Source organism: Chitinimonas koreensis, assembly GCF_014353015.1.
Lineage (GTDB): Bacteria > Pseudomonadota > Gammaproteobacteria > Burkholderiales > Chitinimonadaceae > Chitinimonas > Chitinimonas koreensis.
The window spans coordinates 2,032,833-2,049,533 of the sequence record NZ_CP060704.1; the positions used below are offsets into that span (position 1 = coordinate 2,032,833).

The 16,701-nt window shown below is 69.4% G+C and carries 11 protein-coding genes; 2 read left to right on the top strand and 9 right to left on the bottom strand.

Translation table 11 applies throughout. The annotated features are described in order from the left end of the window. Window positions 1–42: 42 nt before the first annotated feature. Complete coding sequence (locus tag H9L41_RS08910; protein WP_028446631.1) at window positions 43–717, bottom strand: hypothetical protein; 675 nt, start codon at window positions 715–717, stop codon at window positions 43–45. Window positions 718–803: 86 nt separating this feature from the next. On the opposite strand from H9L41_RS08910, the gene H9L41_RS08915 reads away from it, so the two are divergent. Together H9L41_RS08915 and H9L41_RS08920 are read left to right on the top strand one after the other, a co-directional pair. Beyond that, complete coding sequence (locus H9L41_RS08915) at window positions 804–2,702, top strand: ATP-binding cassette domain-containing protein (protein WP_028446632.1); 1,899 nt, start codon at window positions 804–806, stop codon at window positions 2,700–2,702. A 438-nt stretch (window positions 2,703–3,140) separates the two neighbouring features. After that, window positions 3,141–4,298 carry an MFS transporter gene (locus tag H9L41_RS08920; protein WP_028446633.1) on the top strand — a complete coding sequence of 386 codons (1,158 nt, stop codon included), beginning with the start codon at window positions 3,141–3,143 and terminating at the stop codon, window positions 4,296–4,298. A 284-nt stretch (window positions 4,299–4,582) separates the two neighbouring features. Here H9L41_RS08920 and H9L41_RS08925 read toward each other — a convergent pair whose 3' ends face one another. The 8 genes from H9L41_RS08925 to H9L41_RS08960 all read right to left on the bottom strand — a co-directional run bounded on the left by H9L41_RS08925 (window position 4,583) and on the right by H9L41_RS08960 (window position 16,643). Continuing rightward, on the bottom strand, window positions 4,583–6,568 hold the full coding sequence (locus H9L41_RS08925; RefSeq protein ID WP_084300351.1) for a S9 family peptidase: 1,986 nt from the start codon (window positions 6,566–6,568) through the stop codon (window positions 4,583–4,585). Window positions 6,569–6,794: 226 nt separating this feature from the next. After that, window positions 6,795–8,018 (bottom strand): ABC transporter permease, encoded by a 1,224-nt coding sequence (locus tag H9L41_RS08930; RefSeq protein ID WP_028446634.1) that lies wholly within the window; start codon window positions 8,016–8,018, stop codon window positions 6,795–6,797. Next, window positions 8,018–8,776, bottom strand: a complete 759-nt coding sequence (locus tag H9L41_RS08935; RefSeq protein WP_084300353.1) for an ABC transporter ATP-binding protein — start codon at window positions 8,774–8,776, stop codon at window positions 8,018–8,020. The genes H9L41_RS08930 and H9L41_RS08935 overlap by 1 nt, the downstream gene beginning before the upstream one ends. Beyond that, window positions 8,773–9,999 carry an efflux RND transporter periplasmic adaptor subunit gene (locus H9L41_RS08940; RefSeq protein WP_028446636.1) on the bottom strand — a complete coding sequence of 409 codons (1,227 nt, stop codon included), beginning with the start codon at window positions 9,997–9,999 and terminating at the stop codon, window positions 8,773–8,775. Before H9L41_RS08940 ends, H9L41_RS08935 begins: the two co-directional genes overlap by 4 nt. A gap of 66 nt (window positions 10,000–10,065) precedes the next feature. Further along, window positions 10,066–10,740: a YIP1 family protein gene (locus H9L41_RS08945; RefSeq protein ID WP_028446637.1), complete on the bottom strand. Its 675-nt coding sequence runs from the start codon at window positions 10,738–10,740 to the stop codon at window positions 10,066–10,068. A 361-nt stretch (window positions 10,741–11,101) separates the two neighbouring features. Next, on the bottom strand, window positions 11,102–14,398 hold the full coding sequence (locus H9L41_RS08950; protein ID WP_051319094.1) for an efflux RND transporter permease subunit: 3,297 nt from the start codon (window positions 14,396–14,398) through the stop codon (window positions 11,102–11,104). A gap of 248 nt (window positions 14,399–14,646) precedes the next feature. After that, complete coding sequence (locus H9L41_RS08955; protein WP_034607125.1) at window positions 14,647–15,795, bottom strand: efflux RND transporter periplasmic adaptor subunit; 1,149 nt, start codon at window positions 15,793–15,795, stop codon at window positions 14,647–14,649. Window positions 15,796–15,818: 23 nt separating this feature from the next. Continuing rightward, window positions 15,819–16,643 (bottom strand): TetR/AcrR family transcriptional regulator, encoded by an 825-nt coding sequence (locus H9L41_RS08960; protein ID WP_157462006.1) that lies wholly within the window; start codon window positions 16,641–16,643, stop codon window positions 15,819–15,821. Window positions 16,644–16,701 lie beyond the last annotated feature (58 nt).

Genomic DNA, 16,701 nt, shown 5'->3' on the forward strand with positions numbered 1-16,701 from the left:
GGTGCAAGGTTTATGTATAGATCGCCGGGCCCGATCGTGCGCTCAGGCCGCGCGGGCCAGCGACGGCGTGCCGGGGTTGAAGCCGTTCCAGAAGTAGAAGAACTCGCGCGCCATCTCGATGAAGGCGCGCCGGGCGTCTTCCTTGGAGAACAGCGTGAGCATGGCGTCGACGCCGGCGCGGTAGGCGGTCGGCGTCGGCTCGGCGTGGCGGATCACGTACAGCAGCAACAGCAAGAGGCGCTCGCGGATGTCGCGCACCGCGTCGCTGGCGCCCTGTTCGGCCAGCAGCGCGATATAGCCCTCGAGGCTCGGATGGGCCTGGCGGCTCCACGGATCCTGGTCGAGCCGGGCGAACATGTCGATCAGGCCGCCCTGCAGGTCGACCTGGGCCTGCTCGAGCGACAGCGCGTCGGCGGCGTGCAGGCGGGCGATGGTCTTGAGGTCGCCGATCCAGAACGGATGGAATTCGCGGGCGGAGGTGATGATCTCGAACTGCTGCTCGAGCGGGAAGCGCGCCACCGTATCGTCGACCGCGCGGCGGTAGCCGGCGTCGTCCTCGCCGATCAGGCTGTCGGCGTACTGCTCGAGCGCCGTCACCAGGTGACGCAGGAAATGCTTGCGCCGGGTCAGCACGCTGGTCGCCGCACCCTTGTTCTTCAACAGGTTGAGGTAGGCGGTCAGGGCGGTGTCGGCGTGTCGGGGATCGGTCGGCGGCATCGGTTGGGCGGGCCAGGAGCTACCTGACCGATTCTAGTTGATTTGGCGGTCGGTGGAGGCGGGCGCACAACTGTTAAAATTCGCCGATGATCCGCCTAACTTCCCTCACCCTGCGACGCGGCACCAAGGTTCTGCTCGACCGCGTCGACCTCATTCTGCACCGCGGCCAGCGCGTCGGCGTCGTCGGCCCCAACGGCGCGGGCAAATCCAGCTTCTTTGGCCTCCTGCGCGGCGAATTGTTGCCCGACGCCGGCGATTTCGACCAGCCGGCCGGCCTGGTGATCGCCTCGGTCCGGCAGGAGACCCCTGCCCGGCCCGAGAGCGCGCTCGACTACGTGCTCGACGGCGACGCCGAGCTGCGCGAGATCCAGCGCCAGCTCGCCGCCAGCGAACACGACGGCGTGACGCATGCCGACTGGCTCGGCCGCTTCGAGGCGGTCGACGGCTATTCGGCCGAGGCGCGCGCCGGCAAGCTGTTGTACGGCCTGGGCTTCAAGGCCGACGACCTGGCGCGGCCGGTGGCGAGCTTCTCGGGCGGCTGGCGCATGCGGCTGAACCTGGCGCAGGCGCTGATGTGCCGCTCCGATCTGCTGCTGCTCGACGAACCGACCAACCACCTCGACCTCGACGCGGTGATCTGGCTGGAGAACTGGCTGGCCAGCTATCCAGGCACGCTGCTGCTGATCTCGCACGACCGCGATTTCCTCGACGCCACCGTCAACGCCATCGCCCACTTGGCGAACGGCCAGATTACGCTCTACACCGGCAACTACGCCGATTTCGAGGCGCAGAAGGCCGAGAAGCTGGCGCAGCAGCAACAGGCCTTCGACAAGCAGCAGCGCGAGATGGCGCACCTGCAGAAGTACATCGACCGCTTCCGTGCCCAGGCCACCAAGGCGCGCCAGGCGCAGAGCCGGATCAAGGCGCTGGAGCGGATGGAGCGCATCGCCGCGGCCCACGTCGATTCGCCGTTCGAATTCGCCTTCCGCGAGCCGGTGGCCAGCCCCAATCCCTTGTTGCGCATCGAGCACGGCGCGGTCGGCTACGGCGGCAACCGGCTGCTCGACGGCATCGCGCTCAGCGTCGAGGCCGGCGCGCGCATCGGCCTGTTGGGCCGCAACGGCGCCGGCAAGTCGACGCTGATCAAGCTGCTGGCCGGCGAGCTGCCGCTGTCGGCCGGCGAGCGAGTCGAGGGCCGCGGCCTCGCCATCGGCTACTTCGCCCAGCATCAGCTCGAGCACCTGCGGCTCGACGAATCGCCGCTGTGGCATCTGCAGAACCTCGACAAGCAGGCGCGCGAACAGGATCTGCGCGACTTCCTCGGCGGCTTCGACTTCCGCGGCGAGATGGCGACCGGCCCGGTCGCGCCGTTCTCGGGCGGCGAGAAGGCGCGGCTGGCGCTGGCGATGATCGTGTGGCAGCGGCCCAACCTGCTGCTGCTCGACGAGCCGACCAACCACCTCGACCTCGAGATGCGCCACGCGCTGACGCTGGCGCTGCAGGACTATGTCGGCGCGATGATCGTGGTCTCGCACGATCGCCACCTGCTGCGCGCCACCACCGACCGCTTCTGGCTGGTCGAGGGCGGCCGGGTGCAGCCCTTCGACGGCGATCTCGACGATTACAAGCGCTATCGCCAGGACAACGAGGGCAGCCGCGCGACGGCGGAGGAGGGCGGCGCCGAGCCGGTCGACCGCAAGGCGCTGAAGCGGCAGGAGGCCGAGGCGCGCCAGCGGCTGTCGCAGCTGAAGAAACCGCTGGAGAAGGAGCTGGCCCAGATCGAGAGCCAGCTGACCCGCTTCAACGAGGAAAAGGCGGCGCTCGACGCCGAGCTGGCCGGCGAGGCGATCTACGCGGCCGAGGCCAAGGACCGGCTCAAGGACACGGTGCGGCGGCAGTCCGAGCTGGAGATCCGGCTGGGCGAACTGGAGACGCGCTGGTTGGCGCTGCAGGAGCAGATCGAGGTGCTGACGGCCGAGGCCTGAGCGCCGCCGGCCGGGGTGCTTCTGCAGGCGCGGCTTCTGCCGCGAATGCGTGCGGTCCGCCGCCATCCGTGGCTGAAGCCTGGATGAAAAAGATTCACCGCAGAGGACGCGGAGAAGGCGAGTTCGGTTCATGCCCGGAGGATGGCCCCGCGTCCTCGGCGTCCTCTGCGGTGAAAGTCTGTTCCGTTCCGCTTGGTGCTGCAGCTCGCTGCGACGCAGTCGCCCACCGTGATGTAGTCGCTCGCCGCGAGGTAGTCATCCGCCGTGAGGTAGTCGCCCGCCGCGAGGTAGTCGCCCGCCGCGACGTAGTCGCGGCGTAGCGACTACCGATATTTATATCGCCCGGCCGCCGTGCCCGGGCGCTCCGCATGGCTTACATTGCCTGACCACCGCCGCGGCCCGACCGCGGCGGGGACCGTTCACCCTACCCAAGTCGCCATGCAATCCGAACTCGCTCTCCCCGCCGCGCCCGCGGCCGGCGGCCGCCTGCGCCAGGCCGCCATCCCCGTTCTCTTCCTGCTGCTCGGCGTGGTCTACGCCAGTTGGGCGGCGCGCCTGCCGGCCATCCGCGAGGCGCGCGCGCTCGATCCGGCCACGCTCGGCACCGTGCTGCTCGGCGGCGGCATCGGCGCGGTGTGCTCGTTCCCGCTGGCGGCCTGGCTGATCGGCCACTTCGGCGCCCGGCGGGCGGCGCTGCTGTCCGGCTGCGGCCTGCTGCTGGCCTTGCCGCCGCTGGCCTGGCTGCCGACCTGGCCGGTGCTGATGGCCGGCGTGCTGCTGCTCGGCGCCAACAGCAGCTGCTTCGACGTCGCGATCAATGCGCTCGGCGCCGAGGAGGAACGCGCGGCCGGCCGCTCGATCATGTCGATGCTGCACGCCTGGTTCTGCGTCGGCACCTTCGGCGGCGCGCTGCTGGCCAGCGCCGCGGCCGGCGCCGGGCTGACGCCGGGCTGGCACTTCCTGCTGATCTCGCTGGCGATGGCGGCGCTGCTGCTGGCGGCCTACCGCGTGCTGCCGTGCGACGCGCCGGACCCCGAAGCCGGCCGCAAGCATTTCGCGCTGCCGCACGGCGCCTTGGTCTGGCTCGGGCTGATCGCCTTCCTCGGCGCGGTGTCGGAAGGCTCGCTGACCGACTGGATCGCGATCTACCTGCGCGACCACCTGCATGCCAGCGAGGCGGTGGCGCCGCTGGGCTACGCGGCCTTCGCCGGCGCGATGCTGGCGGCGCGGCTGGTCGGCGATCGGCTCAAGGAGGCGTTCGGCGCGCGCCGGCTGGTGGCGGCGTCGAGTCTCTTGGCGGCGGTCGGGGTCGGGTCGGCGGTGCTGGCGCCGTCGATCGGGCCGGCGGCGTTCGGTTTCGCGCTGGCCGGCCTGGGCGTGGCGGCGGTGTTCCCCTGCCTGTTCAGCGCGGCCGGCCGCGAGGGGCCGGCGGCCCTGGCCGGGGTGGCCACGCTGGGCTACAGCGGCTCGCTGCTCGGGCCGCCGATCATGGGCTACGTGGTGCACGGGCTGGGATTGCAGGCGGGACTGGTATTCCTGGCGATCGCCTGCCTGGGCGTAGCGGTGGCGGCGTCGAGCGCGCGGTTGCTGCGCTAGCCTGATGTGAGCGTTGGTCTGGCCGTGGATCACGTCCTCTCCCTCGGGGAGAGGGCAGGGCGGGGGAGCAGCGGTCCAGGATGTACGGCGGGTGGTGAGCGCTCCACGGGCGCTCCCTCACCCTAGCCCTCTCCCGGCGGGAGAGGGGACGACAGCGAAGCCTGGCGAGTCTGCGGTTTGAATTCGCGCAATCCGCGAAAAGATACTCATGCCGGGCGACTCGCCAGCCCTCGCGTCTCGCCCGGCAACGTCATCGCGGACATCGCCGGGTCGCTGCTTCCTCCTTACTGCTGGCCGGCCGCCTTGGCCCCGGCCGTGTTGCCGGCCGCCTGCTTGGCCGGCTTCAGGTACTGCTCGAAGTAGCGCAGCGTGTGGCCGATGCTGGCCACCTGGTTCTCGCGCTTCTGCGCGCCGTGGCCTTCGTCGGCGAAGATGATCAGGTCCGACGGCACGCCCTTCTGCTGCGCCGCCTGGTACATCTGCACCGCCTCGCCGACCGGTACGCGCGGGTCGCTGGCGCCCTGGATGATCAGCAGCGGCGCCTTCAACTGGTCGATGTAGCTGGTCGGCGACAGCTTGATCAGCGCTTCGCGGTCCTGCACCGGGTCGCCGTACTCGGCTACCCGCAGCGCGCGGCGGTAGGGCGCGGTGTTCTCGAGGAAGGTCAGGAAGTTGGAGATGCCGACGTTGGAGACGCCCGCGTCGTAGGCGCCGGCGAAGCGCGTCATGGCGTACAGCGTGGCATAGCCGCCGTAGCTGCCGCCCATCACGCCGACCTTGGGCGCGATGCCGTCGCGGCCCCAGTTCTTCTTGATGTAGAGCGCGGCGTCCTCGATGTCGGTGACCACGTCGAGCCGCTTGGCGCCGTTGTCGGCGTTGAGCCAGGTCTTGCCGTAGCCGTCCGAGCCGCGCACGTTGGGCTCGACGTAGATGAAGCCGGCGTCGACGAACAACTGGGCGTAGGGCGAGAAGCCGGCGTCGGACTGGGCCTCGGGGCCGCCGTGGAAGTGGACCACCACCGGGCAGGGGCCCGGCTCGCAGCGGGCCGGCCGGCGCACGAACATCGGCACCTGGGCGCCGTCGCGGGTCGGGTAGCTTTCCAGCCTGGCGACGGCGAAGCGGCTGGTGTCGGCCTCGGGCGCCGAGGGCAGCACCCACTGCGTCAGCTTGCCGGTCTTCCAGTCGAGCACGTAGCTCGAACGCGGCGCGGTGGCGGTCTCGACCGTCAGCGTCAGGTAGCGGCCGTCGCGCGTGTCGCGGCCGACCACGACGTGGTCGGCGCCCTTGAACTGCGGCAGCGCCAGCGGCTTGTAGCTGTGCGCGTCGAGCGCATAGCTGCGGGTGTAGCCGCCCTCGTTGACGCTGTAGTAGATGCGCCGGCGCAGCTGGTCGATCGAGACGCCGGAGACGTCCCACTGCAGCTCGGGGCTGATCGCGGCCAGCTTGCCGTCCTGCAGCCGGTAGAGCCGGCGGAAGTCGCCGATCTTGCTGGTCTGCAGCAGGATCTCGCCCGGCCGCGCGCCGTACAGCGCGTTGTACTCGGCCTTCTCGCCCTGGCCGATCACCGGCTTGAGGCGGCGCTCGGCCGGCGACCATTCCCACACCTCGGTCTCCACGTTGCTCAGCGCCTTCTGCAGCAACAGGGTGCCGTCGGCGCGGTGGTCGACCACCGACCAGTAGCCCTTCTCGCCGAACAGCTTCTCGCGCTGGCGGCTCTTCAGGTCGTAGCGATAGAAGGTGTAGCTGTCGGCGGTCTCGTCGTTGCTGCGGAAGTAGACGTAGCGGCCGTCTTCGCTGACGAACTCGAACAGCGTCTGCACGCCGGCGATGTGCTGGATGGCCTGCAGTTCGCCGCCGGCGGCCGGCTGCAGGTAGAGGCCGGGGTTCTCCTCGCCCTTGCGGTCGCGGCTCACCACCAGCCAGCGGCCGTCGGGGGTGATGTCGGCCAGGCTGGTGGCGTCCTCGCCGCCGGTCATCTGCACCGGGAAGCGCTGCGGGCCGTCGATGCGCCAGACCTGGGCGGTGCCGGTGACGCGCCAGCCGAAGTACAGCGACTTGCCGTCGGGCGAGAGGATGCCGGCGCCGGGCGCGCGCAGGTCGAAGATGGCCTGGACCTTGCGGCTCAGTTCGCTGTCGAGCGGCTTGGCGCGGAATTTCTCCAGCGTCTCGGCCGTGACGCTGGCGGCGCCGAGGCCGCTGTAGGCGGGCGCATCGGCGGCATGGGCGGCGAAGCCGGCTGCGATCAGCGCGGCGAGCAGGGCGGGTTTCATGTTGTTGTCACCTCGTGGGTTGGAGTGGGGTGCGCCGGGTGGGCGCGGAATATGTCGCAGTCGTATCGACGATAAGGCTTTCACCGCAGAGGACGCCGAGGACGCGGAGGGGGAGGCGGGTGTGCAGATGCGATCGACGCCGCATCCGGGCGACTGCGCTTTTCTCCGTGTCCTCCGCGTCCTCTGCGGTAAAGCTGTTTTTCCGGGGGGCGGACTCCACGCCCCCTCACTCGTAGCGCAGCGCTTCGATCGGATCGAGATTGGCCGCCTTGGACGCCGGCATGATGCCGAACACCACGCCGACCAGCGCGCAGAACAGCGCTGCGCCGAGCGCGACCCAGAACGGCACCGAGGCCGGCGGGAAGTTCGGGATCAGCGCCGCGATGCCGTGGCCCAGCAGCACGCCGATGCCGATGCCGATCACGCCGCCGAGCAGCGACAGCATGCCGGCCTCGAGCAGGAACTGGACCAGGATGTCGCGGCGGGTGGCGCCGAGCGCCTTGAGGATGCCGATCTCGCGGGTGCGCTCGGTCACGCTGACCAGCATCACGGTCATGATGCCGATGCCGCCGACCAAGAGCGAAATGCCGACGATGCCGCCGAGCACCAGGGTGGCCATGCCGGTGATCTGGCCGAACTGCTTGGCCAGCTGGTCGGCCGACTCGACCTCGAAGTCGTCCTCCTTGCCGGGCCGGATGCGGTGGGCGGCGCGCACCGCGCGGTTGACGCGCTCCTTCACGGCGTCGATGTCCTTCATGTCGTTGACGGTGAAGTGCACCTCGAACATCAGCCGGCGGTTCTGGCCCTGCAGGGCGCGGCCGACGTCGAACGGCACGATCAGGTAGTTGTCCTGGCTCATGCCGAAGATCTCGCCGCGCTTCTCCATCATGCCGACCACCTTGAACCACTCGCTGCCGACCTGGATGTAGCTGCCGACCGGGTTGTCGGGCAGGCGCAGGTCGTCGCGCAGCTTGGGGCCGATCACCGCGACGCGGCGGTGGCCCTGGTCGTCGCCGTCGACCAGGAAGCGGCCGGCCTCGGGGAAGCGCCGCTCGACCCAGACGTAGTCGGCGCTGACCGCGTAGACCTGCGGCGTGGCCGAGCGGCCGCGGAAGCGCACCATGCCGCCGTAGGAGACCTGCATCACCGGCGCCACGTGCTTGACGCCCTCGACCCGGTAGCGCAGCAGGTCGACGTCGCTGAGCTTGAGCAGGTTGATGTTGCCGCTGTTGAAGTTGTCGAAGTTGTTGAGCGGCTTGAGCGTGAGCGCAGTGCCGCCCAGATCGGCGAACTGCGCCTTGATGGAGTCGCCGAAGCCCTGCATCAGCGCCACCACGGCGACCACCGAGGCGGTGCCGATCATGATGCCGAGGGTGGTGAGGAAGCTGCGCAGCCGGTGCGCCAGCAGGTTGAGCCAGGCGGCGCGCAGCGATTCGATCAGCAGGTACATCAGCGGGCTCCCTTGCGCACCTGGGCCTGGTCCGATTCGATCCGGCCGTCGACCAGCCGGATCACGCGCGCGGCGTGGGCGGCGATGTCGGCCTCGTGGGTGACCAGCACCACGGTCTGGCCCTCGGCGTGCAGCGCGTCGAACAGCGCCATGATCTCCTCCGAGGTCCGGGTGTCGAGGTTGCCGGTCGGCTCGTCCGCCAGCAGCAGCGAGGGACGGCCGACCAGCGCGCGGGCGACGGCGACGCGCTGGCGCTGGCCGCCCGACAGCTGGTTGGGCAGGTGTTTGAGCTTCTGGCCGAGGCCGACGCGCTCCAGCGCTTCGGTCGCCAGCCGCTCGCGCTCGCGCGGCGGCAGGCCGCGGTAGACCAGCGGCTGGGCCACGTTGGCCAGCACGTTCAGCCGCGGCAGCAGGTGGAAGCTCTGGAACACGAAGCCGATCTCGCGGTTGCGGATGCCGGCCAGCTCGTCGTCGTTCATCGCCGCCACGTCGCGGCCGTTGAGCAGGTAGCGGCCCTTGGTCGGGGTGTCGAGGCAGCCGAGCAGGTTCATCAGCGAGGACTTGCCCGAGCCCGACGGCCCGGTCAGCGCGACGTAGTCGTTGCGCGCGATGGCGAGGTCGACGCCGGCCAGCGCGTCGAATTCCTCCTCGCCCATGCGGTAGCGCTTGACGATGCCGCTCAGCGCGATCAGCGGCGGGGCCGCCGTGGCGTCCACCGCGGCGGCGCCCGGCGGCAGCGGGGTCGGCGCCTCGCTCATGGCTGGCCCTTGTCCGCCTGCTTGGCGTTCTGGTCCTTCTTGTCGGCGGCGTCCTTCTTGTCGGCCGGCTTGGGGGTCAGCTTGTCGCCGTCCTTCAGCTCGCGCAGCGTGCGGCCCGGGCCGGTGACCACGCTGTCGCCGGCCTTCACGCCGCGGGTGATTTCCTGCCAGTGGTCGTCCGACAGCCCGAGGCCGACCTCGACGCGCGCGGCGACGCCCTCGCGCGCCAGCACCACGTAGTGGCGCGCCTGCTTGCCGTCCTTGTCCTCGCTGATCAGCGCCTCGACCGGCACCGCCAGCCGCTGCTTGCCGTCGCTGAGGAAGATCTCGGCGCGGCAGCTCATGCCCGAGCGCAGCCGCAGCTCGGCCGGCACCTCGAGCCGCACGGTGACCTTGTAGGCGCGCGCCTGGTTCTCCACCGTCGGCGCCAGCGCGATCTTCTCGACCGTGCCCTTGAGGGCGCGGTCGGGGTAGGCGGCCGGATAGAGGTCGACCACCTGGTCGAGCGCGACCTTGGCGATGTCGCCCTCGTCGACCTTGAGCTCGGCCTGGGTGGCCGCGGTGTCGGCCACCGTCATCAGCTGGGCGCCGGCCAGGCTCATGGTCGAAGGGATCGCGGTCTCGCCGACCTTGATCGGCAGGTCGACCACCCGGCCGGCGATCGGCGCGCGCACCTCGGTCTTGCCGAGCTGGTCGCGCGCCTCGGCCAGCACCGCGGCGGCGCGGCGCACGGCCTCTTCGCTGGCCTTGAGCTCGACCTCGGCCAGTTGCAGCTGGTTGCGGTCCTCGTCGAAGCGCGAGCGGTCGATCATGCCGGCCTTGAACAGCTTGTCGGTACGCTCGAACTGCTTCTTGCGCAGTTCCAGCGCCACGCGCTGGCGCTCGATGCCGATCTGGTTCTGGCGCTGGCCGGCTTCCTCGCGCTCGATCGCGTTGCGGTAGCTTTCCGGGTCCAGCCGCAGCAGCACCTGGCCCTTCTGGACGTCGTCGCCTTCCTTGACCAGGATCTCCTTGACCTTGGCGGTCACCTCGGCGGTCAGCTTCACCTCGGTGCGATAGGCCAGCAGGCCCGAGGCCAGGATGGTGGGCCGGATCTCGTGCAGCGCGGCCGGCTGCAGTTCGACCTCGCGGCCGGCGCCGGCCGATTTGGCGCGCAGCGCGAGCGGGACGACGATGACGACGGCGACCAGGGCCAGGCCCAGCCATTTCTTGTTGATGCGCATGGGATGTTTCCGCGGCGGTTCGGATAGGGGCGTAGGCCGGCGTCGGGCCGGCCTCGGCGGTTTCGGTCAGTGGCTCACGGCGATGGCGAGGGCCCAGCCGCCGAAGATCACCAGCAGGGGCAGCAGGGCGACGATGATGGCGGCGGTCCAGCTGCCGCGGCTCCACTGGCGCCAGCCGATGGCGGTCAGCGCGATCGACCACAGCGACAGCAGGTCGATCGCGTTGAGCAGCTGCTTCCACGGATTGTTCAGCGGCAGGTTGACGAGCAGCGGGTCGACATGGGTCAGCTGCACGTCGGACGGGCTGGTCTGCGAGGTCATGATGAACACGTTGATCAGCATCACCAGCAGCGACAGCAGGCCGGGCGCGGCGGTCCAGCTGGCGAACGAGAACCAGGCGGTGAAGCGCTGCTCGACGCCGGCGACCTTGCCGGCCAGCTTGTAGTAGAGCGCCATGACCAGGAACATGCCGGCCGTCACGATCGGGGTGGAGATCACCGTGGCCCACTGGATCACCGCCAGGCTCATGCCCTCGCGCATCTTCTGCGCGTCGGACGGCTTCATGTCGCTGGCGGAGACGATGTGGTCGATCAGCCAGGCACCGTCGACGCGCTGATAGTAGAGGAACCAGATCAGTGGCGCGGCGACGAGGAACAGCACGAAGGGCAGGGGGAAGCCGGGCTTCTCCTTGATCTCGTCGAACAGGCGGGCGGGTTCGGTGAAGACGGTGAGCAACTGCATGGCGATCCTCTCGTTCGTTTTCTACGTTATTCGATCGGTCTGGCCCGGTTGAGCCGAACGGGCCGGATGTTAACCGGATAGCATGCCGACGGGTATGGTATGTGCGACGAATCGACGGCGGACGTGGCCGAATGACGACAGAGGCGGGTTCCGGCGCGACAGGGGGCGCTTCGGTCCATGCCGAGAACAAGGCTTCACCGCGGAGGACGCCGAGGCCGCGGCGTATCGAAGCGATGGTTCTGCTTTACCTCCGCGTCCTCGGCGTCCTCTGTGGTGGGGCCTTCGCCGGTCGAGTCCCCATGCAAAAGCCCGCGCAGGAGCGAACGCTCCTGCGCGGGCTTTTGCCGTCATGCATGGCCGCTCAGCGTCCCGAGCCGGCCTCCGGCGCCACCTGCGGCAGCGCGGCCGGCGCTTCCGCGTGCTTGCCGCCGAACTTGCGGCGCAGCCAGGCGCCGAGGTCGTCGAGGTAGGTGAACACCACCGGCACCACCACCAGCGTCAGCAGCGTCGAGGTGATCACCCCGCCGATGATGGCGTGGGCCATCGGCGCGCGCTGCTCCGAGCCCTCGCCCAGGGCCAGCGCCAGCGGCAGCATGCCGCCGATCATGGCGAAAGTGGTCATCAGGATCGGCCGCAGCCGCACCCGGCCGGCCTCGACGATGGCGTGGAAGCGGTCCATGCCGTCCTCGCGCAGCCGGTTGACGAAGTCGATCAGCAGGATCGCGTTCTTGGTCACCAGGCCCATCAGCATGATGATGCCGATGATCGAGAACAGGTTCAGCGTCGAGCGCCAGGCCAACAGCGCGATGAACACGCCGATCAGCGACATGGGCAGCGAGAACATGATCGCCACCGGCTGGCTGAAGCTGGCGAACTGCGAGGCCAGCACCAGGTAGATGAACACCACGCCGATGATCAGCGCCTGCACCGCGTAGCCGAAGCTCTCCTGCATGTCCTGGTTGGCGCCTTCCTGCACGTAGCGGTAGCCGGGCGGCATCTGCACGCTGTCGAGCACCTTCTGCACCGCCGGCTGCACCGAGCCGACCGGCACGCCTTCGACGTCGGCGTTGATCTCGACCGTGCGGAACAGGTTGCGCCGCTTGATCAGGGTGGCGGTGCCGCTGTCGCGGATGGTGGCGACCTGGGACAGCGGGATCATCAGCGGCTGGCCGTGCGCGTTGACGTCGTTGCTGGCGATCGGCACGTCGGCCAAGTCCTCGGCGATGCGGCGGTTGCTCTCGGGCAGCCGCACCACGATGTCGTAGCTTTCGCCGTCCGGCGCCTGCCAGGTGCCGATGTCGTCGCCCGACACCAGCGGCCGCAGCGCCGAGCCGATCTGGCCGACCGACAGGCCGACCGCGCCGGCCAGCTCGCGGTTTACCTCGATGTCGACCGCCGGCTTGGCGGCGCGCAGCGAGGTCTGCACGTTGGTCAGGCCCTTCACCGCCTTGAGGCGCTCGGTGATGGTCTCGGCGATGCGCTTGAGCTCGCCCAGGTCCTTGCCCTGCACGTTGATCGACACCGCCGATCCACCGCCGCCGCCGTTGGGGCCGCGCACGCCGCGGATCTCCAGGCCGGCGATGCGTTCGAGCCGCTCGCGCACGTTCTTGATCATCTGCTCCTGGCTCAGCTCGCGCTTGTTCTTGTCCACCAGCTTCAGCGTGGTCAGCGCGATGTGCTTGCCGCCCGAGTCGCCGGTATTGATCGTGGTGTAGATCTCGTCGATCTCGGGGAACTCGTGCAGCGCGTTCTCGACCTGCTGCGCCTTGGCGGTGGTGTAGTCGAGCGAGGTGCCGATCGGGGTGCGGAAGTCGATGTAGATGCGGCCGACGTCGGCTTTCGGGATGAACTCGGCGCCGATCTTGGACACCAGGCCGAAGGAGCTGAACAGCAGCACGAAGGCGCCGATCAGCACCAGCGAGCGGTGCGACCAGCTCGGCTTGCCCTTGAAGCCGCCGAACACCCAGGCGCGCGCCCGCGGCCGCGTCGCCAGCACCAGGAGGGTGATCGGCAGGAACAGCGCGGCCAGGATCAGCGCCAGCCACTTCGGCACGCCGACGCGGTGCTCGCCGAGCACCCATTCGATGGTGCGGCCGTAGAAGGCCGACACCTTGTCCATCCAGCGCTCGAAGCCGTCCAGGATGCGGCCCAGCGGGCCGCCGTGGCGCATGCCGTGGGCGTGCGGGTCGTGCCACACCGAGCTCAGCATCGGATCGAGCGTGAACGACACGAACATCGAGATCAGCACCGCCGCGCAGACCGCGATGCCGAACTGGAAGAAGAACTTGCCGATGATGCCGCCCATGAAGCCGACCGGCATGAACACCGCGACGATGGTCAGCGTGGTGGCCAGCACGGCGAGGCCGATCTCCTGGGTGCCGTCCATCGCCGCCTGGTAGTGGCCCTTGCCCATCTCGGCGTGGCGCACGATGTTCTCGCGCACCACGATCGCGTCGTCGACCAGGAGGCCGACGCACAGGCTCATCGCCATCAGCGTCATCACGTTGATGGTGAAGCCGAACAGCTGCAGGAAGAAGAAGGTGCCGATCAGCGCGACCGGCAGCGTGAGGCCGGTGATCACGGTGGAGCGCCAGGAGCCGAGGAACAGCCAGACGATGGCGATGGTCAGCAGCGCGCCTTCGAGCAGGGTGTGCTGCACGTCGCCGAGCGAGCGGCGGATGCCGCGCGAGCTGTCGCCGATCACCTGCAGCTCGATGTTGTCGGCCTTCATCTCCTTGTTGAGCTGCGCGACCATGGCCTTGACGTCGTCGGCCACCTGGATGGTGTTGGCGCCGTCGACCTTGCGGATGTCGAGCGACAGCGCGCGGCGGCCGTTGACCAGCGCCAGCGATTCCTGCGTCTGCTCGCCGTCGATCACGTTCGCGACCTGGCCCAGCGTGATCGGCTGGCCGTCGCGGCGCGCCACCACGATGTGGCGGAAGTCGGCCGCCTCGGTGTAGCGGCCCTTGAGCTGGACCACGCGCTCGGTCTTGTCGAACTCGATGTTGCCGATCGGCACTTCCTGGTTCTCGCTGCGCACCGCGGCGATCACCTGGTCGGCGCCGATGCCGAGCGCGCGCATGCGTTCGGGCAGGATCTCGATGCGCAGCTGGCGCTCGATGCCGCCGACCACGCTGACCGTGCCGACCCCCTTGATGCCCTGGAACTGGCGCTTGATCTGCTGCTCGGTGCGGATCGTCATCTGGCGCTGGCTCACCACGTTGCTGGTGATGGCGACCGAGATGGTGGGCGCTTCGTCGTTGCGGGCGCGGGTGATGTAGGGCTCGTTGACCTCGCGCTTGAAGTCGACCTTGGCCTCGTCGACCTTGTCGCGCACGTCCTTCATGGCGGTGTCCATGTCGGTGCTGAGCTCGAACTCGGCGAACACCACCGACTGGCCGTTGTAGCTGTCGGAGTTGACGTTCTTGAGGCCGGAGATGGTCGACAGCTTTTCCTCGAGCGGCCGCGAGATCTCGGACTCGATGATCTCGGGCGAGGCGCCGGGATAGGAGGTGACGACGATGGCGAACGGGAATTCCACGTTCGGCATTTCCTCGATCGGCAGCCGCTTGTAAGCGAACAGGCCGAGCACGACCAGCGCCACCATCATCATGGTGGCGAAGACCGGGTTCTGGATGCTGATGCGGGTGAACCACATGGTGTGTGCGTCCTTGTTAGGGGCAACGGTTTCTTGCGGACTGTGCTTCGAAGGGGAGTGAGGCGTTAGGGGTGAGGTGAGAGGCGTGACCCCATCCCCACCCCGACCCTCCCCTTGAAGGGGAGGGAGGCGGGCGGCGAGGGCTCGGACAGTGCAGATCGCGCCGCCCGTGCTCCTCCACCTTCAAGGGGAGGCCGGGAGGGGATGGGGTCGACACCTCACCCCTCACGCCTCACCCCTCGCACGACTCAGCTCTTCTTCGCCGCCGCCGGCGCCGGCAGCTTCACCTGCTGGCCGGCCTTGATGTTCTCGAGCTTGGCGATCACCACCACGTCGCCGGGCTTGACGCCCGATTCGATCGCCGCGGTCTTGGTCAGCTCGTTCACGAGGCCGATGCGGATCGGGTGTTCGACCACCTTGCCGCCCTCGACCGCCAGTACGTGCGGCTTGCCGCTGTCCAGGCCGCGCAGCGCCGACAGCGGCAGCGTGTCGGCTGCCTCGTTGCGCGCCACCGTCACCTCGCCCTGGGCGTACATGCCGCCGCGCAGCGCGCCGTCCTGGTTGGCGATGCGCACGTAGACCGGCACCAGCCGCGAGCCGGCCTGCGCCACCGGCGCGATGCGCTCGACCCGGCCGGTGAAGCGACGCTGGCCGAAGCCCTCGACACGGATGGCGACCTCCTGGCCGATCTTGACCAGCGGCAGCACGTTGACCGGCACCTCGGCGGCGAACTCCAGGTCGTCCAGATCGACCAGCGCGAACAGCTTCTGGTTGAGGCCGACACGCGCGCCGGGCTCGACGTTGCGGTCCGAGATCACGCCGGAGAACGGCGCCCGCACCGCGGCGTCGCCCACCGCCTTGCGCGCCATCGCCAGCTGGGCCTCGTCGGCCTTCACCTGGGCGGCGGCCACCGCGTAGCTGTTCTCGCTGGCGTCGTGGCTGTTGGGCGAGATGAAGTTCTGCTTGAGCAGGTCGGCGCTGCGCGCGCGGTTCTTCTCGGCCAGCCTGAGCTCGGCGCGCGAGCGCTCGAGATTGGCGGCGCGGGTGGCGGCCAGGTCGCCCAGGTCGCGGCTGTCGAAGCGCGCCAGCAGCTGGCCGGCCTTGACCGCCTCGCCGGGGCGCACCTTGACCTCGGCCACCACGCCTTCGACCTCGGCGCCGAGCACCGTCTGGCGCACCGGGTTGAGGCTGCCCGACAGCGCCACCGGCTGGCGCAGCTCGCCGCGCACCACGCGGGCGAGGTCGGAACTCGACAGTTCGAGCACCTGCGGCTTGTCCTTCTTCTCCTCGGCGGCCTTGCTCGGCTGGCTGACCATCCAGGCGGCGCCGCCGAGCAGCACCACCACGCCCAGCGCGATGGCCTTGCGCGAAAATCGGCTTGCGGCAACGGATTTCATGATTGCGTTCCTCAGGGAATTATTCAGTTCGTTCCGGCGGGCAGCGGCGCCATGCCGCGCCACAGCATGTCGACGATGCGCGGCATCAGCGCGTCGAGATCGATGCGTTCGGGGTTGATCAGCCAGGCCAGGATCAGGCCGTCCATCAGGGCGCTCCAGAACAGCGCCATCAATTCGGGCTCGGCCGGCGGCTGCTGGCGACGCAGCTGGTGCTGCTGCGCGATCAGGCCGGCCGAAAGGCGGTAGGAATCCTGGTAGGCCGACGCCAGCCGCTCGCGCACCTCGGGCGTGCGCGCCTGGCCCATGAATTCCAGCAAGAGGCGCGGCCAGTCCGGATCTTCCTTGACCCGGCCGAGCACGCTCGACAGCAGCGCCTTGAGGCCTTCCTTCTGGTCGCGCTGGACCGACTCCAGCGCCAGCGCCTCGGGCACGTGCACGTCGTATTCCTGCTGGAAGCGGCTGTCGAGCAGGGCGAAGAACAGGTCGCTCTTGCTCTTGAAGTGCCAGTACACTGCGCCCTTGGTCAGCCCGGCATCGGCGGCCACCTCGTCGAGCGAGGCGCCGAGGAAGCTCTTCTGGGCGAACACCCGCGCGGCGGCGTCGAGGATGCGGTCGCGCGTGTCGACCGGCTCCGGGCCGTCGCCGTCGAGCAGCGCGACGAAGCCTTCGCGCGGCCCGAGCAGGCGCTTGACGGTCTGCCACGGCAGACCGGTCTGGGCCGCGATGTCGCCGTAGTTGATATCGGCGACCTGACGGTCGGCGGCGAGGTCGCGCAAGGCGTCGAGCGCATTGCGGCGGGCTTCCTGGGTGTCGAGTTCCATGGCGGCGGGGGCGGCGGGGCGGTTCAAGCCGGTGCTCCAATAAGCATACTGGCTGGTATTTTATGTAGCGCCGGCGCTCCGTGTA